The sequence below is a fragment of the Peptoniphilus sp. HMSC075B08 genome, assembly GCF_001815405.1.
GTDB lineage: Bacteria > Bacillota > Clostridia > Tissierellales > Peptoniphilaceae > Peptoniphilus_A > Peptoniphilus_A harei.
On record NZ_KV820429.1, the window covers coordinates 132291 to 145819 of the forward strand.

Annotated in this window: 16 protein-coding genes; all 16 read right to left on the bottom strand. The window is 33.6% G+C overall.

The genetic code is table 11. From position 1 onward, the window contains the following. Positions 1-5 precede the first annotated feature (5 nt). The 16 genes from HMPREF3023_RS01095 to HMPREF3023_RS01170 all read right to left on the bottom strand — a co-directional run bounded on the left by HMPREF3023_RS01095 (position 6) and on the right by HMPREF3023_RS01170 (position 13523). Positions 6-278, bottom strand: coding sequence for a hypothetical protein (locus HMPREF3023_RS01095; RefSeq protein WP_070700020.1), 273 nt, complete (start codon positions 276-278; stop codon positions 6-8). Beyond that, a complete protein-coding gene (locus tag HMPREF3023_RS09150) occupies positions 278-3031 on the bottom strand; it encodes a phage tail spike protein (RefSeq protein ID WP_083315479.1) in 2754 nt (917 codons plus the stop codon). Before HMPREF3023_RS09150 ends, HMPREF3023_RS01095 begins: the two co-directional genes overlap by 1 nt. Next, positions 3028-3837 carry a distal tail protein Dit gene (locus HMPREF3023_RS01105; RefSeq protein WP_070700021.1) on the bottom strand — a complete coding sequence of 270 codons (810 nt, stop codon included), beginning with the start codon at positions 3835-3837 and terminating at the stop codon, positions 3028-3030. The genes HMPREF3023_RS09150 and HMPREF3023_RS01105 overlap by 4 nt, the downstream gene beginning before the upstream one ends. An 11-nt stretch (positions 3838-3848) precedes the next feature. Continuing rightward, positions 3849-6650 (bottom strand): phage tail tape measure protein, encoded by a 2802-nt coding sequence (locus tag HMPREF3023_RS01110; RefSeq protein ID WP_070700022.1) that lies wholly within the window; start codon positions 6648-6650, stop codon positions 3849-3851. 2 nt (positions 6651-6652) lie between these two features. Beyond that, complete coding sequence (locus HMPREF3023_RS01115) at positions 6653-6928, bottom strand: hypothetical protein (protein WP_144019615.1); 276 nt, start codon at positions 6926-6928, stop codon at positions 6653-6655. A gap of 74 nt (positions 6929-7002) precedes the next feature. After that, complete coding sequence (locus tag HMPREF3023_RS01120; protein ID WP_070700024.1) at positions 7003-7416, bottom strand: tail assembly chaperone; 414 nt, start codon at positions 7414-7416, stop codon at positions 7003-7005. Between the two features lie 75 nt (positions 7417-7491). Beyond that, positions 7492-8031, bottom strand: coding sequence for a phage major tail protein, TP901-1 family (locus HMPREF3023_RS01125; RefSeq protein ID WP_070700025.1), 540 nt, complete (start codon positions 8029-8031; stop codon positions 7492-7494). Positions 8032-8043: 12 nt separating this feature from the next. After that, a complete protein-coding gene (locus tag HMPREF3023_RS01130; RefSeq protein WP_070700026.1) occupies positions 8044-8460 on the bottom strand; it encodes a hypothetical protein in 417 nt (138 codons plus the stop codon). Continuing rightward, positions 8460-8792 carry an HK97-gp10 family putative phage morphogenesis protein gene (locus HMPREF3023_RS01135; protein WP_083315480.1) on the bottom strand — a complete coding sequence of 111 codons (333 nt, stop codon included), beginning with the start codon at positions 8790-8792 and terminating at the stop codon, positions 8460-8462. The genes HMPREF3023_RS01130 and HMPREF3023_RS01135 overlap by 1 nt, the downstream gene beginning before the upstream one ends. Continuing rightward, positions 8789-9088 carry a hypothetical protein gene (locus HMPREF3023_RS01140; protein WP_070700027.1) on the bottom strand — a complete coding sequence of 100 codons (300 nt, stop codon included), beginning with the start codon at positions 9086-9088 and terminating at the stop codon, positions 8789-8791. The genes HMPREF3023_RS01135 and HMPREF3023_RS01140 overlap by 4 nt, the downstream gene beginning before the upstream one ends. After that, the gene (locus HMPREF3023_RS01145; protein WP_070700028.1) at positions 9085-9423 is read right to left on the bottom strand and encodes a phage head-tail connector protein; all 339 of its coding nucleotides are present in this window, start codon (positions 9421-9423) and stop codon (positions 9085-9087) included. Before HMPREF3023_RS01145 ends, HMPREF3023_RS01140 begins: the two co-directional genes overlap by 4 nt. Positions 9424-9434: 11 nt before the next feature. Beyond that, on the bottom strand, positions 9435-9629 hold the full coding sequence (locus tag HMPREF3023_RS01150) for a hypothetical protein (protein ID WP_070700029.1): 195 nt from the start codon (positions 9627-9629) through the stop codon (positions 9435-9437). A gap of 13 nt (positions 9630-9642) precedes the next feature. After that, positions 9643-10509: a hypothetical protein gene (locus tag HMPREF3023_RS01155; protein WP_070700030.1), complete on the bottom strand. Its 867-nt coding sequence runs from the start codon at positions 10507-10509 to the stop codon at positions 9643-9645. A 16-nt stretch (positions 10510-10525) separates the two neighbouring features. After that, positions 10526-11161: a DUF4355 domain-containing protein gene (locus tag HMPREF3023_RS01160; RefSeq protein WP_070700031.1), complete on the bottom strand. Its 636-nt coding sequence runs from the start codon at positions 11159-11161 to the stop codon at positions 10526-10528. A 93-nt stretch (positions 11162-11254) separates the two neighbouring features. Next, positions 11255-12187 (bottom strand): minor capsid protein, encoded by a 933-nt coding sequence (locus tag HMPREF3023_RS01165; RefSeq protein WP_070700032.1) that lies wholly within the window; start codon positions 12185-12187, stop codon positions 11255-11257. Then, a complete protein-coding gene (locus HMPREF3023_RS01170) occupies positions 12174-13523 on the bottom strand; it encodes a phage portal protein (protein ID WP_083315481.1) in 1350 nt (449 codons plus the stop codon). Before HMPREF3023_RS01170 ends, HMPREF3023_RS01165 begins: the two co-directional genes overlap by 14 nt. Positions 13524-13529: the final 6 nt, after the last annotated feature.

Consider the following 13529-nt stretch of genomic DNA (forward strand, 5'->3'; position numbering starts at 1 on the left):
CCTTTTTATAGGTTTTCAAAAATATCATCTACAGTTCCTGATGTTTCGGTTTTAGGTTCTAACTTTGCAATAACATCTTTTAATGTTTTTTGCTTTTCTTCATATCCTTTATACATTTTTCTCATTGCTACCATTTGTTCATATAGGCTTTGTTTTCTGTATTCCAAATCTCTTACTTCGTTTTTTAACTGGTCGATATTCTTTTCATAAGTCATTGTCTCTTCAATAACTGCACCATTTTCTTTGAGTTCTGTGACTTTTATTTCTTGTTTTTCCATTAATATCCTCCATAATTAAGCAAGGCTTGTATAAATATAGTTGCATCTACACGACATCTATTATTTGACCTTACTTCGATTTCATTCCATCCGTTTTTCAAGTAGCTAGTCAAATTCATCTCATCATTATTTCCATAAACATAGCCACTTCCAGATATTGCAGATGTTCTGTCAGTACCGTTAATATATATTTCAGTCCTTACATTTCTTGCATATTCTTGGTAAATGCCAAAAACAATATCATGACCATGCCCAGGTATATCTACGTCATGCCTATGACTTGGAATGCCTACATCATGTCTATGACTTGGAATTCTTACATCATGCCTATGTTCGGGTATGTCAACATCATGCTCGTGATAAGTAACTTTATAGATTTCAACATATCCACCATTAGCACTTCCCTGAACATTTACTCTTGCCATTGTATCTCTTACATGAGAAGCGCCATGCGAAGTTTGAAGTTTCCCACCACCATAATCTGTTGATGGATAATCTCCACCTCCAGAATCTGTGGATGTATAATCTCCACCACCAGAATCTGTAGATGTTGATTGGGTTCCCTTCCACTCTGTAGCTTTGGAGTAAGCCCTGAAGCCCTCTGTGTAAATTCTTAATGCTGCCTTGTAAATCCTTTGTGTTTCTTTTGGAATATAAATGTGTAACTTTAAAGGGTTGCTTGAGTCTACATTGTCACATCTTCCATCTTGCCATGACTGTAAAATACCATTGTCATCAATAATTGTTCTATTACCACTTGCATCTTTAAGATTAAGTCCATATCTTCCAGGTGCCCAATTTCCAAGTTGTAATCTTTCTCTATTTTGAGCATCTAAAACTTGGATTCCTTTTTCAGGTGTGATTTTCACATTGTTATATAAAACACCTTTAAGGACAACTTTTTCTTCGATTTCAACAATTTTACCATCAACAATTTTTAAGTCATTTCTTATTTTCCCAGTCTCATCAGTAATTCTGCCATCAACGATTTTTAAATCTGCTCTTATCTTGCCAGCTTCGTCTACAATTTTACCATCAACGATTTTTAACTTTTCACTTATCTGCTCATCTAATTGGACTATGTTTCCATTAACCTCTTTTAGGTTTTCATAGATTTTTCCAGTTTCATCTACAAGCTTGCCATTAACAAGCCTTAAACCTTCAACTGTCTTTTGGTCTAAAGCTGTGATTTTTCCATCTAAATCTTTGCCCATTCCAACTATTTTAGTGTCAACTTTTTTACCAATTGCTGTTTTATAAAAGTCATTATTAACATTTATTTGATTTGCATTTACTGTTGCAAATTCCCCTAATTTACCAACTATAGCTTCGGCTAAAATTCCATCTCCAGTTCCGAACGTTTGCCACTGCCATTTGCCCGTAGAGTCCTTTTTATTAGCTATTGCCATAGTCCCAGCGCCCATATAAATTACTTTAGTAGGATTTTTTTCTATTGGAGCATTAAAACTATAATAGCCTGCTGGTAACTTATATGGATTCCCAACTTTTAACTCATAGTTGTAACCGTCTTGATTAAAATAGGAGTTTTCAAGCCCCTCTCTCATTTCTTCCAGTACATCTATAAATGTAAGGTTTGCACTCTTTGCAACTTCAGAAACTCTATTATTCAAGCTTTCTATTTGATTAACAAGCTCTTTATTTTTTGTAACCTGGTTATAAGCAATGTTGTCTCCCAGTTCTACACTTGTTAAGTCAGCATTTAATAAGTTCCTCTTAATCTTAAAAACTCTAGCTGTGTAATAAATATCTAGGTCTTTTCTTATTATTTGTATTCTGTCCCCTATGTTAGCAGCTCCAATTTCCAAAATGTTTGCTTTAAATTGTACTAAGGGCCTTGATAGTCTAACTAAATCTTCATAACAAGCTTGTATTAATTCTTCGGGAGTCGTTATTTGGTCATGGACTACAATTTTAAATCTAGGTGTGCCATCAGAATATCCATATTTTTGAGTAGCCTCTTTTAATTCCAGGTATTCTTGACCTATAGGCTTATCAAGTGGATTTCCTTTTTCTTTGCTCCACTCTATTTCCTTAAAATCTATTCTTCTTCCAAATCCACCAGTAGCTTTGCCACTAGTATCAAACTTTTCTTCTCCCTTACCTCTACCAATTACCGCTGTTACAATATCCTGACGGCTTTCTTCTTTTATAACCTCTAATGCGTTGGATCCATAGTAATATCTTTTATTTACTTTAATTCCACGGCGGTTATATATCTTTACAATTCTTCTAGTTATCTTATTTTTTGTTATAACTACCTTAAATTCTAATTCAACATTGTAAGTTTCAATTAGTTTCTTAAGAGAATCTAACCTTGTTAGATCATAGATGTAAAATTGTTTTTGCGGTGTATCGTCAGCTTGTATTACTTCCCATCTACTTCCACCAAAAACAATTTCTGCAGCTTCTCTTGCTGTTGCCTTGTCTCTTCTAAACTCTCTTAAGTACCCATAGGCTCTTAAATCGTCAAATTGACTAGCTATAGCCGTTACAAGTATGCTATTAGATGTATTGCTGCAAGTAATTATTCTATAAAAATAAAATTCATTGGGGTTTGTAACATCTCTATGTGCAATATAGGCTGCGCCTTTTAATTTATCCTTATATTCCAATAAGATTTCTAAATCTATCCTATCAGTACCATTAAGATTTTCTTCTTGGATAGCTTCTTTAAGTTCGTTGCGCCTAATAAGATTTATAAACTTTTCTTTTATATCAAATAAATAAATCATAATTTACGCTCCCTATAAGATATTTCAATATCTGCATCTATATTTGTGCTTATTACATCTTTAGTATTTATTTCAAAGTCTTCATAGTCGCTAGTAATATCCATTTTAGCGCTTATATTTCCTTTTCCATTCTGTTCTATTAAAAATTCTTTAAAGTAGATTTTTATCCTATCTGTGCTTGTTAGGTTGGAATCAATAATAATTCTCCTACCTGTAGAGTTGTTTTTTATAATTAGTTTATCTGTATTTGTTTTAGATTTTATTTCAATCCATTCTAAAGCCACTGGATAAAGCATAGATCTTTTAATTTCTCCACTTCCAGCAAATTTCTCTATAAAGATTTCATTAGAATATTTATAAGGGTCATGAATTGCAAACTCCATTTCTCCTTTATGTTCTAGTGATGTTTCAATTTCTCCCATGTTTGCCAAAGTCCCCTTATAAAAATACTTTAAATCATCTGTAAATATAAGCTTTACAAGTGGCTTGTTGATGTAATAATTTAACAACTCATATAGTTCCGTTTGGTCTCTATAATTTTTTGTGGATACTTGATATTCAACTAATATATTCTTTGCTGGTATGTTAGAGCCCAATAAAATAGCACCATCTAAAATTGGATTGGTGCTATTTATATAACTATTTTTATCGTGAACTTGTATGTTTCGGGAACTTGTTTCTCTTCCTCTAACTGCTAATGTTCGATAGCCTTTCAATGTTTCATCTAAATTTATACCATCAACAATAGTTTGGGTAGTGCTAAAACTCGGCAATCTTACCTTATCTGTCCTTAAAAAATCATACATAATAGCACCTCCTAAATTCCATAAACTTCCTGAAGCTTTATTTCTTGACCTTGTAAATCTGTAATGTCTTCTATAAATGCTTTAAAGTCCTTATTTCCTAGCCTTAAAATTAGAGTTTGACTTTGTTTTTGTCCCCCTAACTTGTCAGTAATTGTATAATCTATAGCATTTTTAGCTTGCCCATTAATATCTGCAAGATTAGAACCTATATCTACACTCGTTCCAGTTAAAGGATCTATTACTTTATTCATAGCATTCGCTGCCATCTTTGCATTATCAGTAAGTCCTACGGCAAATCCTTTAACAGTATAAAAACCTATATCTTTAAAGACTCTAGAAGGAGAATGGATTTTTAAGGCACTTTTTGCAGCGCTTATTGCATTTCCAACTACACTTTTAGCAGCGTTTGCTAAATTGCTGGCCATTTCTTTTATTCCAGTAATAAATCCATTGATTAGGTCTCTACCAACTTGGATTGCTTGACTTATAAAAGACTTAGCAGCATTTATTGCATTAGTAAATGCTGTTTTAATAGTTCCTGGTAGTTCTCGTAGCGTATTTTTAATAGTAGTTAATACATTTTTAAAGCCGTCACTAACAGTTTTCTTAATGTTTTCTACTGCTGTGCTTATATTTTGTTTTGCCTGGTCAAATCCATCTTTAATGCTTGTTTTAACATTTTCAATTGATGTTTTTACAGATTCTTTTATATTTTCCCAAGCTTGTTTTATAGCCTCTTTAATGCTATTCCATACACTTGTAGTTTTTTCTTTTACATTATTCCATGCAGTTGTTATTGCTTCTTTAATTTTTGCAGTAACTGTTGATATAACTGTACTAGCTGCTTCAATTGCATTTTTAATTATATCTTTTATTGCAGTCCAAAGTGTTTGAGTGGCTTGTTTTAAGTTATCCCAAATTTGTTTTGCACTATCTACTGCACCTTTAAAGTCACCAGTAATTGTTTGTAATATTACAAGGCCTGCACCTATAACAACATTTTTAACAATATCCCAAGCTGCTTGAGTAGCTGTTTTAATACCATTCCATATATTTTTAATATTTCCTGCTATAGGCTCTAATGCTTGCATTATTCCATCTTTAATACCGCTAACCTTTTCAACTACTGCCGTTTTAATACCGTCCCATACATTAACTATAGCTTCTTTGGCACCATCAAAGGCTGTAGTAATTCCTTCAGTTATTCCAGTCCAAAGATTGCTAAAAAATTCTGGGATTGATTCCCATACGGCTTTAAAGCCCTCTATAAAGGCGCTTACTCCTTCAGTTATTGCCGTCCATGTTTCGGCTGCCTTGGTCTTAATACCTTCCCAAACTTGGGCTACTATTGGACCAATTTTATCCCAATTAGCAATAATAAGACCAATTGCTACTGCTGCGGCTGCTGCTATTGCTACAAATGGATGCGCCATTATAATTCCAAAGGCAGCTTTTGCAAATCCACCTAATTTTGTGAATCCTCCGCCTAGTAGTCCAAGGCCTTTGCTTAAAAGTCCAAATCCAGTTTGTATATTTTTAACAGTATTTGGAATCTTAGATAAAGTAATCAATAAGGGTCCAATGGTCGCTGCTATTCCAGCAATTACTACTATTGCTTTTTGTGCTGATGGATCTAATTCCAAAAAACTTTTTACAAGATTACCAATAAAATCCACGGCTTGTTGAACATAGGGTAATAGTATATTTCCAATATCAATTCCAACTTCTTTAATAGAGTTCCCTAAAGTCTTTACTTGGCTGGCAAATGTCCCATACCTTTGAGCCGACTCGTCAGAAAGGGCCGTGTTTTGACTAAAAGATTCATTAGCCATGTCAAATGCCTGGCCAACCATATCTCCAGCGCCCGCTAATCTTGCAAGGGTGTCAACTTCTCTTAGTCCATTTATACCTAGTTCTTTTAAGGCGCTGCTAACATCTCCGCCACTATCTTGGATTTTCTTTAAGCCTTGAATGAAAGCTTCTATAGCTACTGTTGGCTGTTCTCTCCAAGCTGTAGAAAATTCTGTGGCACTCATACCAGCAACTTTTGCAAATCCTTGAACCTTATCGCTAGAGCTTAAAACTGCTGTGTTTATTTTTTGCATAACAGTAGACATTGCACTACCGCCTGCTTCGGCACTAATGCCAACAGATGACATTGCAGTTGCAAGCCCCATAATCTCGGCTTGATTAAGACCAATTTGAGTTCCTGTCGCTGCTAATCTCATTCCCATGTCAACAATTTCTTTTTCCGTTGTGGCAAAGTTATTACCTAAAGCTACAACTGCGGACCCCAAGTTTGACATTTCCGTTTGAGGCATTTGAGTTATGTTGGCAAATCTAGCAAATGCAGTTGCAGCTTCTTCAGATGTAAGGTTCGTGGCTTCTCCCATATCAATCATTGTACGGGTAAATCCCATTATATTTTCTTTAGAGATTCCTAATTGTCCAGCAGCTTCAGCAACGGCTGCTATTTCTGTTGTTGATGCTGGCACTTCTCTAGCCATGTTTTTAATAGCTGTTCCCATTGCTTCTAGTTCTTTACCGCTTAAATTTGTAGTTTTAGCTACTCCAGTTAAGGCGCTTTCAAAGTCACTAGATGCCTTTACACTTGCTGCAAATCCTGCTGTAATCGGAACTGTTAAAGCAGCTGTTAAACCTTTACCAATTCCATTTAACATTCCAGGTACGCTTGCACCAATGCTTGTAGTGGATTTCCCAAATTCTTGTACGCTGGCTTGGGCTTCTTTCATGCCTGCAATTAAACCTTTGGCATTTGCCGTTAGTATGGCCGTTACATTATAATCACTCATTTTTACCTCCCTTCTCCGTTTATTTCTGCTAGCTTATCTAATAAGCTATAATCTTTTCTTTCTTCAGGTTTTTTATTGTCTTTATTTCCTAGTTTTTTTAGTTCCTTGTCATAATCAAAGAGATCTTTAAAGTTTTTAACATATCTTTTGCCCCTCTTGTCCGTTGCTTGTATTTGTGCATTTTGCCATGCAGTATAAGATGCAATAAATTTATTATTAAATATTTCTTTTTGTTCCCTTTTAACAAAGGCTTCAGTCATTACTTCATAGTCTCTCAAGCTAGTATTTGCAGCTTCGTCAACGCTTAAATGAGGGTAAATCTCTAAGATGTTAGCTAAGAAATCAAAATAACTTAGTTCTTCTTTTCTTCTAGTTTTTTCGTTTCTGATGCTGCGGCTTTCTTGATTTGTTTGTAAGCGTGTTTTGTAAGAGCCGCATTTGATAAAAAATCATCTAGCCCATCAAATAAAGCAAAGTATTCTTTATCATTTAAGCCATCAATCATTTCTATAATTTCATCTTCAGATGGTTTTTGTGCTAAATGTAAAGTTGCAGCCTTTAAAAGATTAATAATTGCTGTTATATTCTTAATTTGTAGTCCCATAACTAAAAGATTAAGACCAAATCCAAATTTAATTCCGCTTTCTTTGTCTTCAAGGGTATAAACTTGATCTAAATAATCTAAAGATCTAAAAGATATTCTTAGAGGATATTCTTTATCTTTAATTTTTAAGGTAAAATCTCGTCCATTTTTAAGAATTGCCATGTTTTATGCTCCTTTTCATCTAAAAATTTCAAAAAAAAGGAGTGCTTTTTGCACTCCAAATTTATAAATGTCTTATTACGCTTTCTTAATTGCGTTCTTTTCGTTTTCTTCGCCCTTATAAACTTCAGTATCTCTAAATACATATTGAGCTATCTTTTCTTGTTCCTTGCTTAGAGGTGTATAACCCTTTTGTCTTTGTCCGTTAGTTAAAAGAGTTAGTTCCAATTCTGTAGGATCTTCAGCACTTGCTGTTTTGCTAAAATCTGTAATCTTACATTGTCTATATTCTGCCTTATAAAGTCCTTCTTCATTTTTATTTTTCTTGTCAATTTCCCATACTTCAATAATTTTATTGTCATAAAATGCTTCTTCAAGAAAATCTGCAGTAGGGTCTTCTCTTGCCATAATTGTAGTAACAGTAATTTCTTCTTCTACAGTAGATGATGTTGTTACTGCTCCGTCTTTTGTTTCTGTGCTATCACTATCTTTTGATGCTTCCATTGAGTGTTCAGTTTGGAAGGCCATTTTAGTTGCTGGCTTAGTTGCAGCTTCTTCTAAATCTCTAAATAGTAATATCAATTCAATGCCCATTATAGGCTTTAGGTCTTTATTCATATTTTCAACTCCTTAGTAAGCTTTTAATTCTATATAAATGTGTGCTTGCATCAATGGGACCTCGGCAGTATTGTCGGGGCGTAAATTGAAAGTGATTTCGTTAAAATGGTAATCATAATTAGGGTTTAAGGAGGCAATATTCGTAGTATTAATTGTTCTTAAAATACTGACGAAGTCCATTGCAAGCTTACTTGTACTCCCTCGTTTAAGTGGATTGTCATTATAAATATATATGTCTTGATAAATTGTTGGATATATAGCATCTTTGTTTTTCCAGGTGTCTTCCACGTGCTGTTGTGATCCAATGTATATAAAAGGATACTTGGCACCTTTAGGTGGGAGAAAATCATAAACATTCTCTTCCCCTATTAATTTAATAGCTATATCCCTGCAAATATTAAAAAATTCTTGATGGGGTGTAATTATCATCAATCCACCGCCTTTTTTAAGTCATTTCTGAATTTATCTTTTACAAAATTTAAGGCTGGCCTCATGTAAGGCTGGGCTGCCATATACCTAGTTCCTAACTCCAAATACACTCCGTATTCAGTATGTTCTTTAACTTCAGCTGTAAGGCCTCCGTCTTTAATTTCTAAAGTAATACTTCTTTTTAGAGTTCCTGTATCAACTGGTACAAGTTCCAAAGCCTTTTGATGCATATCTGCACCATTTTTCTTTACCGCCTCTTTAATTCTAGGGTTTACCGTTTCACTATTTAAGGCTTTTATTAGTGCTCCTATCCCACTTAATTTTATTTTCATTTTAGGACCACCGCCTCTATAGTTTGACGTCCTCTATAAGTTACTAATTTTCTTACCGTGTACTTTATACCATTTACAATTAAATAGTCATAATCAAGCTGTACTGGTGTTTTTAACCTTATGGTTATAGCTTGGCTTCCCACGGTTCCATAAAGCAGCTGCTGCCTTTCCATTCCTGTGTCAGTAACATCAGCTAACCTTACTGTTCTGTCCGTCTCTTCCATGCTGTAATCTCCAGTAATGCGGTTATAGGTTTTTTCAACCTTGATAAAAATTACATTAGTTTCAAATCTCATAGAAAACGCACCCTACTCTTATGTGTATTTTTATTAAGACCATTTAAATAATCAGCAATTTCATCTTCAAAGTCTTTAAAGTCATTGTTATTAAATTCAATGCTTCTTCCATCTTGAGATTCTTTACTCATGCCCTCGCTTCCTAAGCGGTTGTATCTAATAATAGAAACCTCTATCACTATGTGCTCAAGTTGTTCAGGAACTTCTTTATCCTGTAACTTAGACAGTAGTTTTTTAGTGGTTAAATCTACAATTGTATTTAATAACTTTTCTTGGCTTGCTGTTATTTCCTGGTCAATAAAAATTAATTCTTTAACAGTTTCAAAAATTGTCATAGCTGCACCCCCTATTTAGATGCAGCTTTATCTTTTCCTGTTTCTTTCTTAGGTTCAACAACATCTATTGTGATTTCTTCAGCTACACCATGTTTTATTAGTTCTTTGGCTCTATTATCATCTTTATATTCAATGATGGAACCTTTAACCTTAAGCTTTTTATTATCGCTTTTGTCAAAGTAATCTTTGATAACTTTTACTATCATTTAGCACCTCTTTTTATACAGTAGCCGCCTTTTGGATTGTAGATTTAATTACTCCGTCAAGTCTTTCAGCAACTAATAGACCTGTTGCTACTACTGTTGTTTCATAAGTTAATCTGTCATTTGTTTGGTCATGTCTTAGTCCAATTACATTTGTTTCATCAGTAATTAGTTCAAATTCTCTAGCTGCATCACCATCATTTAGATCTGCATAGGCAAAGATTAAGTTTTCTATGGCTGTAGCATAAACTTCTCCCTTAGTTATTTGAGAAGTGATGATTGCAACGTCAGCACCTAAGAAGTTAGTTAGATAATTAAGACCAAATTCTTTTTGAGTTGTAATTGTTGCTTCTCCTAAGTAATCAGCAACATCTAATGGATTTACAAAAATAACTGTTTCTGCTCCATCATCTTCAAAAATAGTTTGGATATTACCCCAAGCTTGGGCTACTGCACCTTGTAGACCTACACCTTGAGTTGTTTTTTGTGCATTCTTAATATTTCCAAATAAATCAGCTTTTAGACCTTTTTGTGCTTCCTTAATAATAGCTGCATCTGTCATTTCAATTGCTCTAGCTGCGCCATATTTTTGGATATCTTCAAAGGCAACTGCTTTTCTATATTTTTTGTAAGTTAGCTTTTTAGCTTCGTCTTCTTCTACCTTTACTTCAGATAGTGGGATAATGTCCCCTTTATCAACTGCACCATTTTCTAAAGTTGCAACTGTTTTATAAGTTTGAACGCTATCTCCAACTCTTAGTGGAATTCTTCTATGAACTCCTAAAACATCTAGTAGTCCTTTTAAGGAATTACCAAATTTATTAGTAACTAATATTGCATTAGCTTTGCCTAGGTTTTCAGTTAGTTTTTCTAATTTTGCCATAATTTAACATCCTTTCTTATTCAAATAATTCAAGATTTTCGGCTATTGCCTTTCTTCTTTCGTCTTCGTCCTTAATATCAAGTATTTCTGCTTTTGTTAACTTATTTTGTCCTCCATACCTGTATGGAGTTTTTCCCTTAAGTATTTCATTGACCTTAGTGTCAACTGCCTTATTAAATGCACCTATAAAACTATCAACATTATTTTTAGTAGTTTCTGCATCATCAGTTATAAGGTTATAAATAAGTTCATCTTCAATATTTACTCCCTCTTTTGATAACATTTTTCTTGCAGTCCCTGCCATAGATGATTTGTTGTTTTGTGCCTTTAACTCGTCAAGTTCTTTCTTTAATTGGTCTCTTTCGTACTCAATCCTTTGGTTAGCATCCATATTTGCTAGCTTTTCAGCTTCAGAAATTTCTTTTTTCTTTTGTTCTTGCCACTTAGCATATTTTTTATTTATGATGTCGTCCACATCTTTATCTGTATATTTCTTTTCAGCCTGATTATCTTCAGGATCTCTTTCTTTATTATTTTTAGCTACAGAATCACGTGGGACTTTTTTTCCAGCTAGATCAAAGTATTCTTTGTTGTGACCAGTTTCTTCAGCATCAGCTACATCTTGATTTAAGTTCTTGTTATCTTCGTTCATTTTTAACCTCCATAATTTATAGTTATAATGCTTAACTTTTATACTCCTTGGCTTTTAGAGTCTTCAAAGCTTGGACTTTATTAAATTTTAAATTTAATTTTCTTCATAGTATGGACTAGCTCCGCACTTACAAAATGGATGCATGGGATAATAATTAATTCCTGGTACTGCATCCTCTATTTTGTGGACTGTGCCATCTAATTCCGTACATATTTCGCAAGCTGTCGGCTCGGCTATATAAATATATTTATCGTAGCCATTACTTTTAAAAGATTCCTTTACTACTTCCCCTTGAACTCTTGCAGTCTCGGTTATAGCAATTCTTCTTGCAGAATATTCTGCATTAGCTATATTGTCTTTAAGGTTTCTTTGTAAATTCCTTGACCACCTTTTTGGATTCTGTCCCCTTATAATTGTTTTTGTAATTCCAAGTTCTAGGTTATTCTTTAAGTTCGCTTTATCAGCCCATAACCTTTCACTAAAAGTAGCTGTATGAAAGTCAGCTTGTGCTATCTTCTCAATATTATTTTTTATTTTTTGGGAACTGTGAATGGTAAGGTTTAAGTCCTCGGCTTGAGTTTCAAGTTCTTTTTTACCTGTATAGATAAGATAATCTCCAATATTGGTTTCTAGCCGTCCATAAGTATCAATTAAGGATAAATTCACATTTTCTAGTAACATTTCTAACCTTGTTAAATTAGATGTTATGTTTAAATTATCCAGCTGTCTTTTCTGTTCTTCAGTAAGTGGACCTCTTAAGTTGATGTCTCTAACTCTTTTTAATGCTCTTTTATAGTCTATGCTTTCAATTCTTTTATTGGCTTCAGTTCGGGTTAGTCCCTCTTTGTCGGCATACCTGCCTATAAACTTATAAATCTCATCTTGGATATCAAACCTTAAATTTTTATAAATGCTGTCTACACGCTTGTTAAAAGCCTTGTCTTCCTTTTTCCTGGCTGCAATATGTTCTTTTTCTCTTTTAACTGCATATTGATAGGCCCTCATTTGGTCTTTATTCAACTTCATTGTCTAAGTCCTCAAGACTATCCATATAATTTATATAGTCATGGTCCCCGTGTCCTTCTTCTTCTTTTATAAGATCTAATTCTTTCTTAACATCATCAACAATACTTAGGGTACTAAGGGCTGTTTCTTTACTTGTTATTCCTATAAGTTCAGCTGCTGTTTGTGCCTCTTCCACTGTATTGTTAGGTACATTTCTTGTAAATATATATTTGATGTTTTTAAGGTCGTCTTCTCCTATAGGTGTATTAGGGACATTTGCTATTAACTCAAATCTTTTATTTAAGCTCTTAACAAATTTACGCTCTTTAACATTGGATAAATTACTCATTGATTGCAATTTGTACTTCAAAGCTATGCCACTTGATGTTCCAAAGTTTTCATCATTGATATTTGCCACCATGGATATATTAAAAATTAGCTTTTCTAGCCTATCAATAAGATTTTCCTGTGTTGTATCAGCGTTAGGCTTTTCCAGGAATTTAACCTCTAATTGTTGACTATCAGCAATGGGCTCTATATTAATAATTCTGTTGTTTTTAATATTTATGATGTCTTTTTCTTCCAGTAATGCTCCCAGAATTGCCATATAAGCATCAGCAAAGTAATCAACATCATTAGCCTTTTCACTTATAGCCTTATTGTAAGCATTAATTAAGGTTTCTACGTTCTCAAATGCGCCCTGCAGTTCTTCATTCTCTACATACTCAACCATTGGGACCGCTTTAAAATAATGAGGCTCTTCCTGGTCAATTATGAGTTCTCCCTTGTCATTACTTCTAAAATAATAAATCTTGGAATCATCACTGAAAGTTCCAATTAAAACTCCCTCTTTATCCCTCGTATATCTAATTCCAAATAAAGGCTTTTGTCTTATGGAATTGTCATAAATAATAAAGGCATCCATAGGATCTATATAAGTAGCTCCAACCTTAGATTTTTCATCTATAAATAATAATTCGTAGCAACGGCCGTATATACTGCACTTCTTAGCTATTTCAGAATTTAAGTCATCAATATTGTTATATCTGTCAAATTCTTGTATATAATCATTAACTCTAGGATTTTCAGCAATTGTTTTAATTGGTATTCCTGTAAAAAATCCGTTTAAAGTATCAACAATGTACTTAGCATGATTAACCACTAGCCTATTATCTGGTTTATAAATTGGCTTGTTATTATCTTTAAGTAGTATTAAGTGCTTGCCTTTATACATGTCCCTTAAATCATAGTATTTTTTTGAAAGCACCCTATGCCTATCAATAAAATTTCTAAGCATCCCTAGGCTAAAATCAGCCTTGTTATCTATGCTAAATACTCTTTCTGTTGTGTCTATCACTTTATC

Bases quoted from the DNA above. Each gene is read 5' to 3' on its own strand.
- HMPREF3023_RS01120 (WP_070700024.1), bottom strand. From the start codon at position 7,416: ATGGCAATTCTTAAAAATGGACGAGATTTTACCTTAAAAATTAAAGAT.
- HMPREF3023_RS01165 (WP_070700032.1), bottom strand. From the start codon at position 12,187: ATGAAGTTGAATAAAGACCAAATGAGGGCCTATCAATATGCAGTTAAA.
- HMPREF3023_RS09150 (WP_083315479.1), bottom strand. From the start codon at position 3,031: ATGATTTATTTATTTGATATAAAAGAAAAGTTTATAAATCTTATTAGG.
- HMPREF3023_RS01155 (WP_070700030.1), bottom strand. From the start codon at position 10,509: ATGGCAAAATTAGAAAAACTAACTGAAAACCTAGGCAAAGCTAATGCA.
- HMPREF3023_RS01160 (WP_070700031.1), bottom strand. From the start codon at position 11,161: ATGAACGAAGATAACAAGAACTTAAATCAAGATGTAGCTGATGCTGAA.
- HMPREF3023_RS01130 (WP_070700026.1), bottom strand. From the start codon at position 8,460: ATGATAATTACACCCCATCAAGAATTTTTTAATATTTGCAGGGATATA.
- HMPREF3023_RS01110 (WP_070700022.1), bottom strand. From the start codon at position 6,650: ATGAGTGATTATAATGTAACGGCCATACTAACGGCAAATGCCAAAGGT.
- HMPREF3023_RS01095 (WP_070700020.1), bottom strand. From the start codon at position 278: ATGGAAAAACAAGAAATAAAAGTCACAGAACTCAAAGAAAATGGTGCA.
- HMPREF3023_RS01105 (WP_070700021.1), bottom strand. From the start codon at position 3,837: ATGTATGATTTTTTAAGGACAGATAAGGTAAGATTGCCGAGTTTTAGC.
- HMPREF3023_RS01135 (WP_083315480.1), bottom strand. From the start codon at position 8,792: ATGAAAATAAAATTAAGTGGGATAGGAGCACTAATAAAAGCCTTAAAT.
- HMPREF3023_RS01125 (WP_070700025.1), bottom strand. From the start codon at position 8,031: ATGAATAAAGACCTAAAGCCTATAATGGGCATTGAATTGATATTACTA.
- HMPREF3023_RS01140 (WP_070700027.1), bottom strand. From the start codon at position 9,088: ATGAGATTTGAAACTAATGTAATTTTTATCAAGGTTGAAAAAACCTAT.
- HMPREF3023_RS01145 (WP_070700028.1), bottom strand. From the start codon at position 9,423: ATGACAATTTTTGAAACTGTTAAAGAATTAATTTTTATTGACCAGGAA.
- HMPREF3023_RS01150 (WP_070700029.1), bottom strand. From the start codon at position 9,629: ATGATAGTAAAAGTTATCAAAGATTACTTTGACAAAAGCGATAATAAA.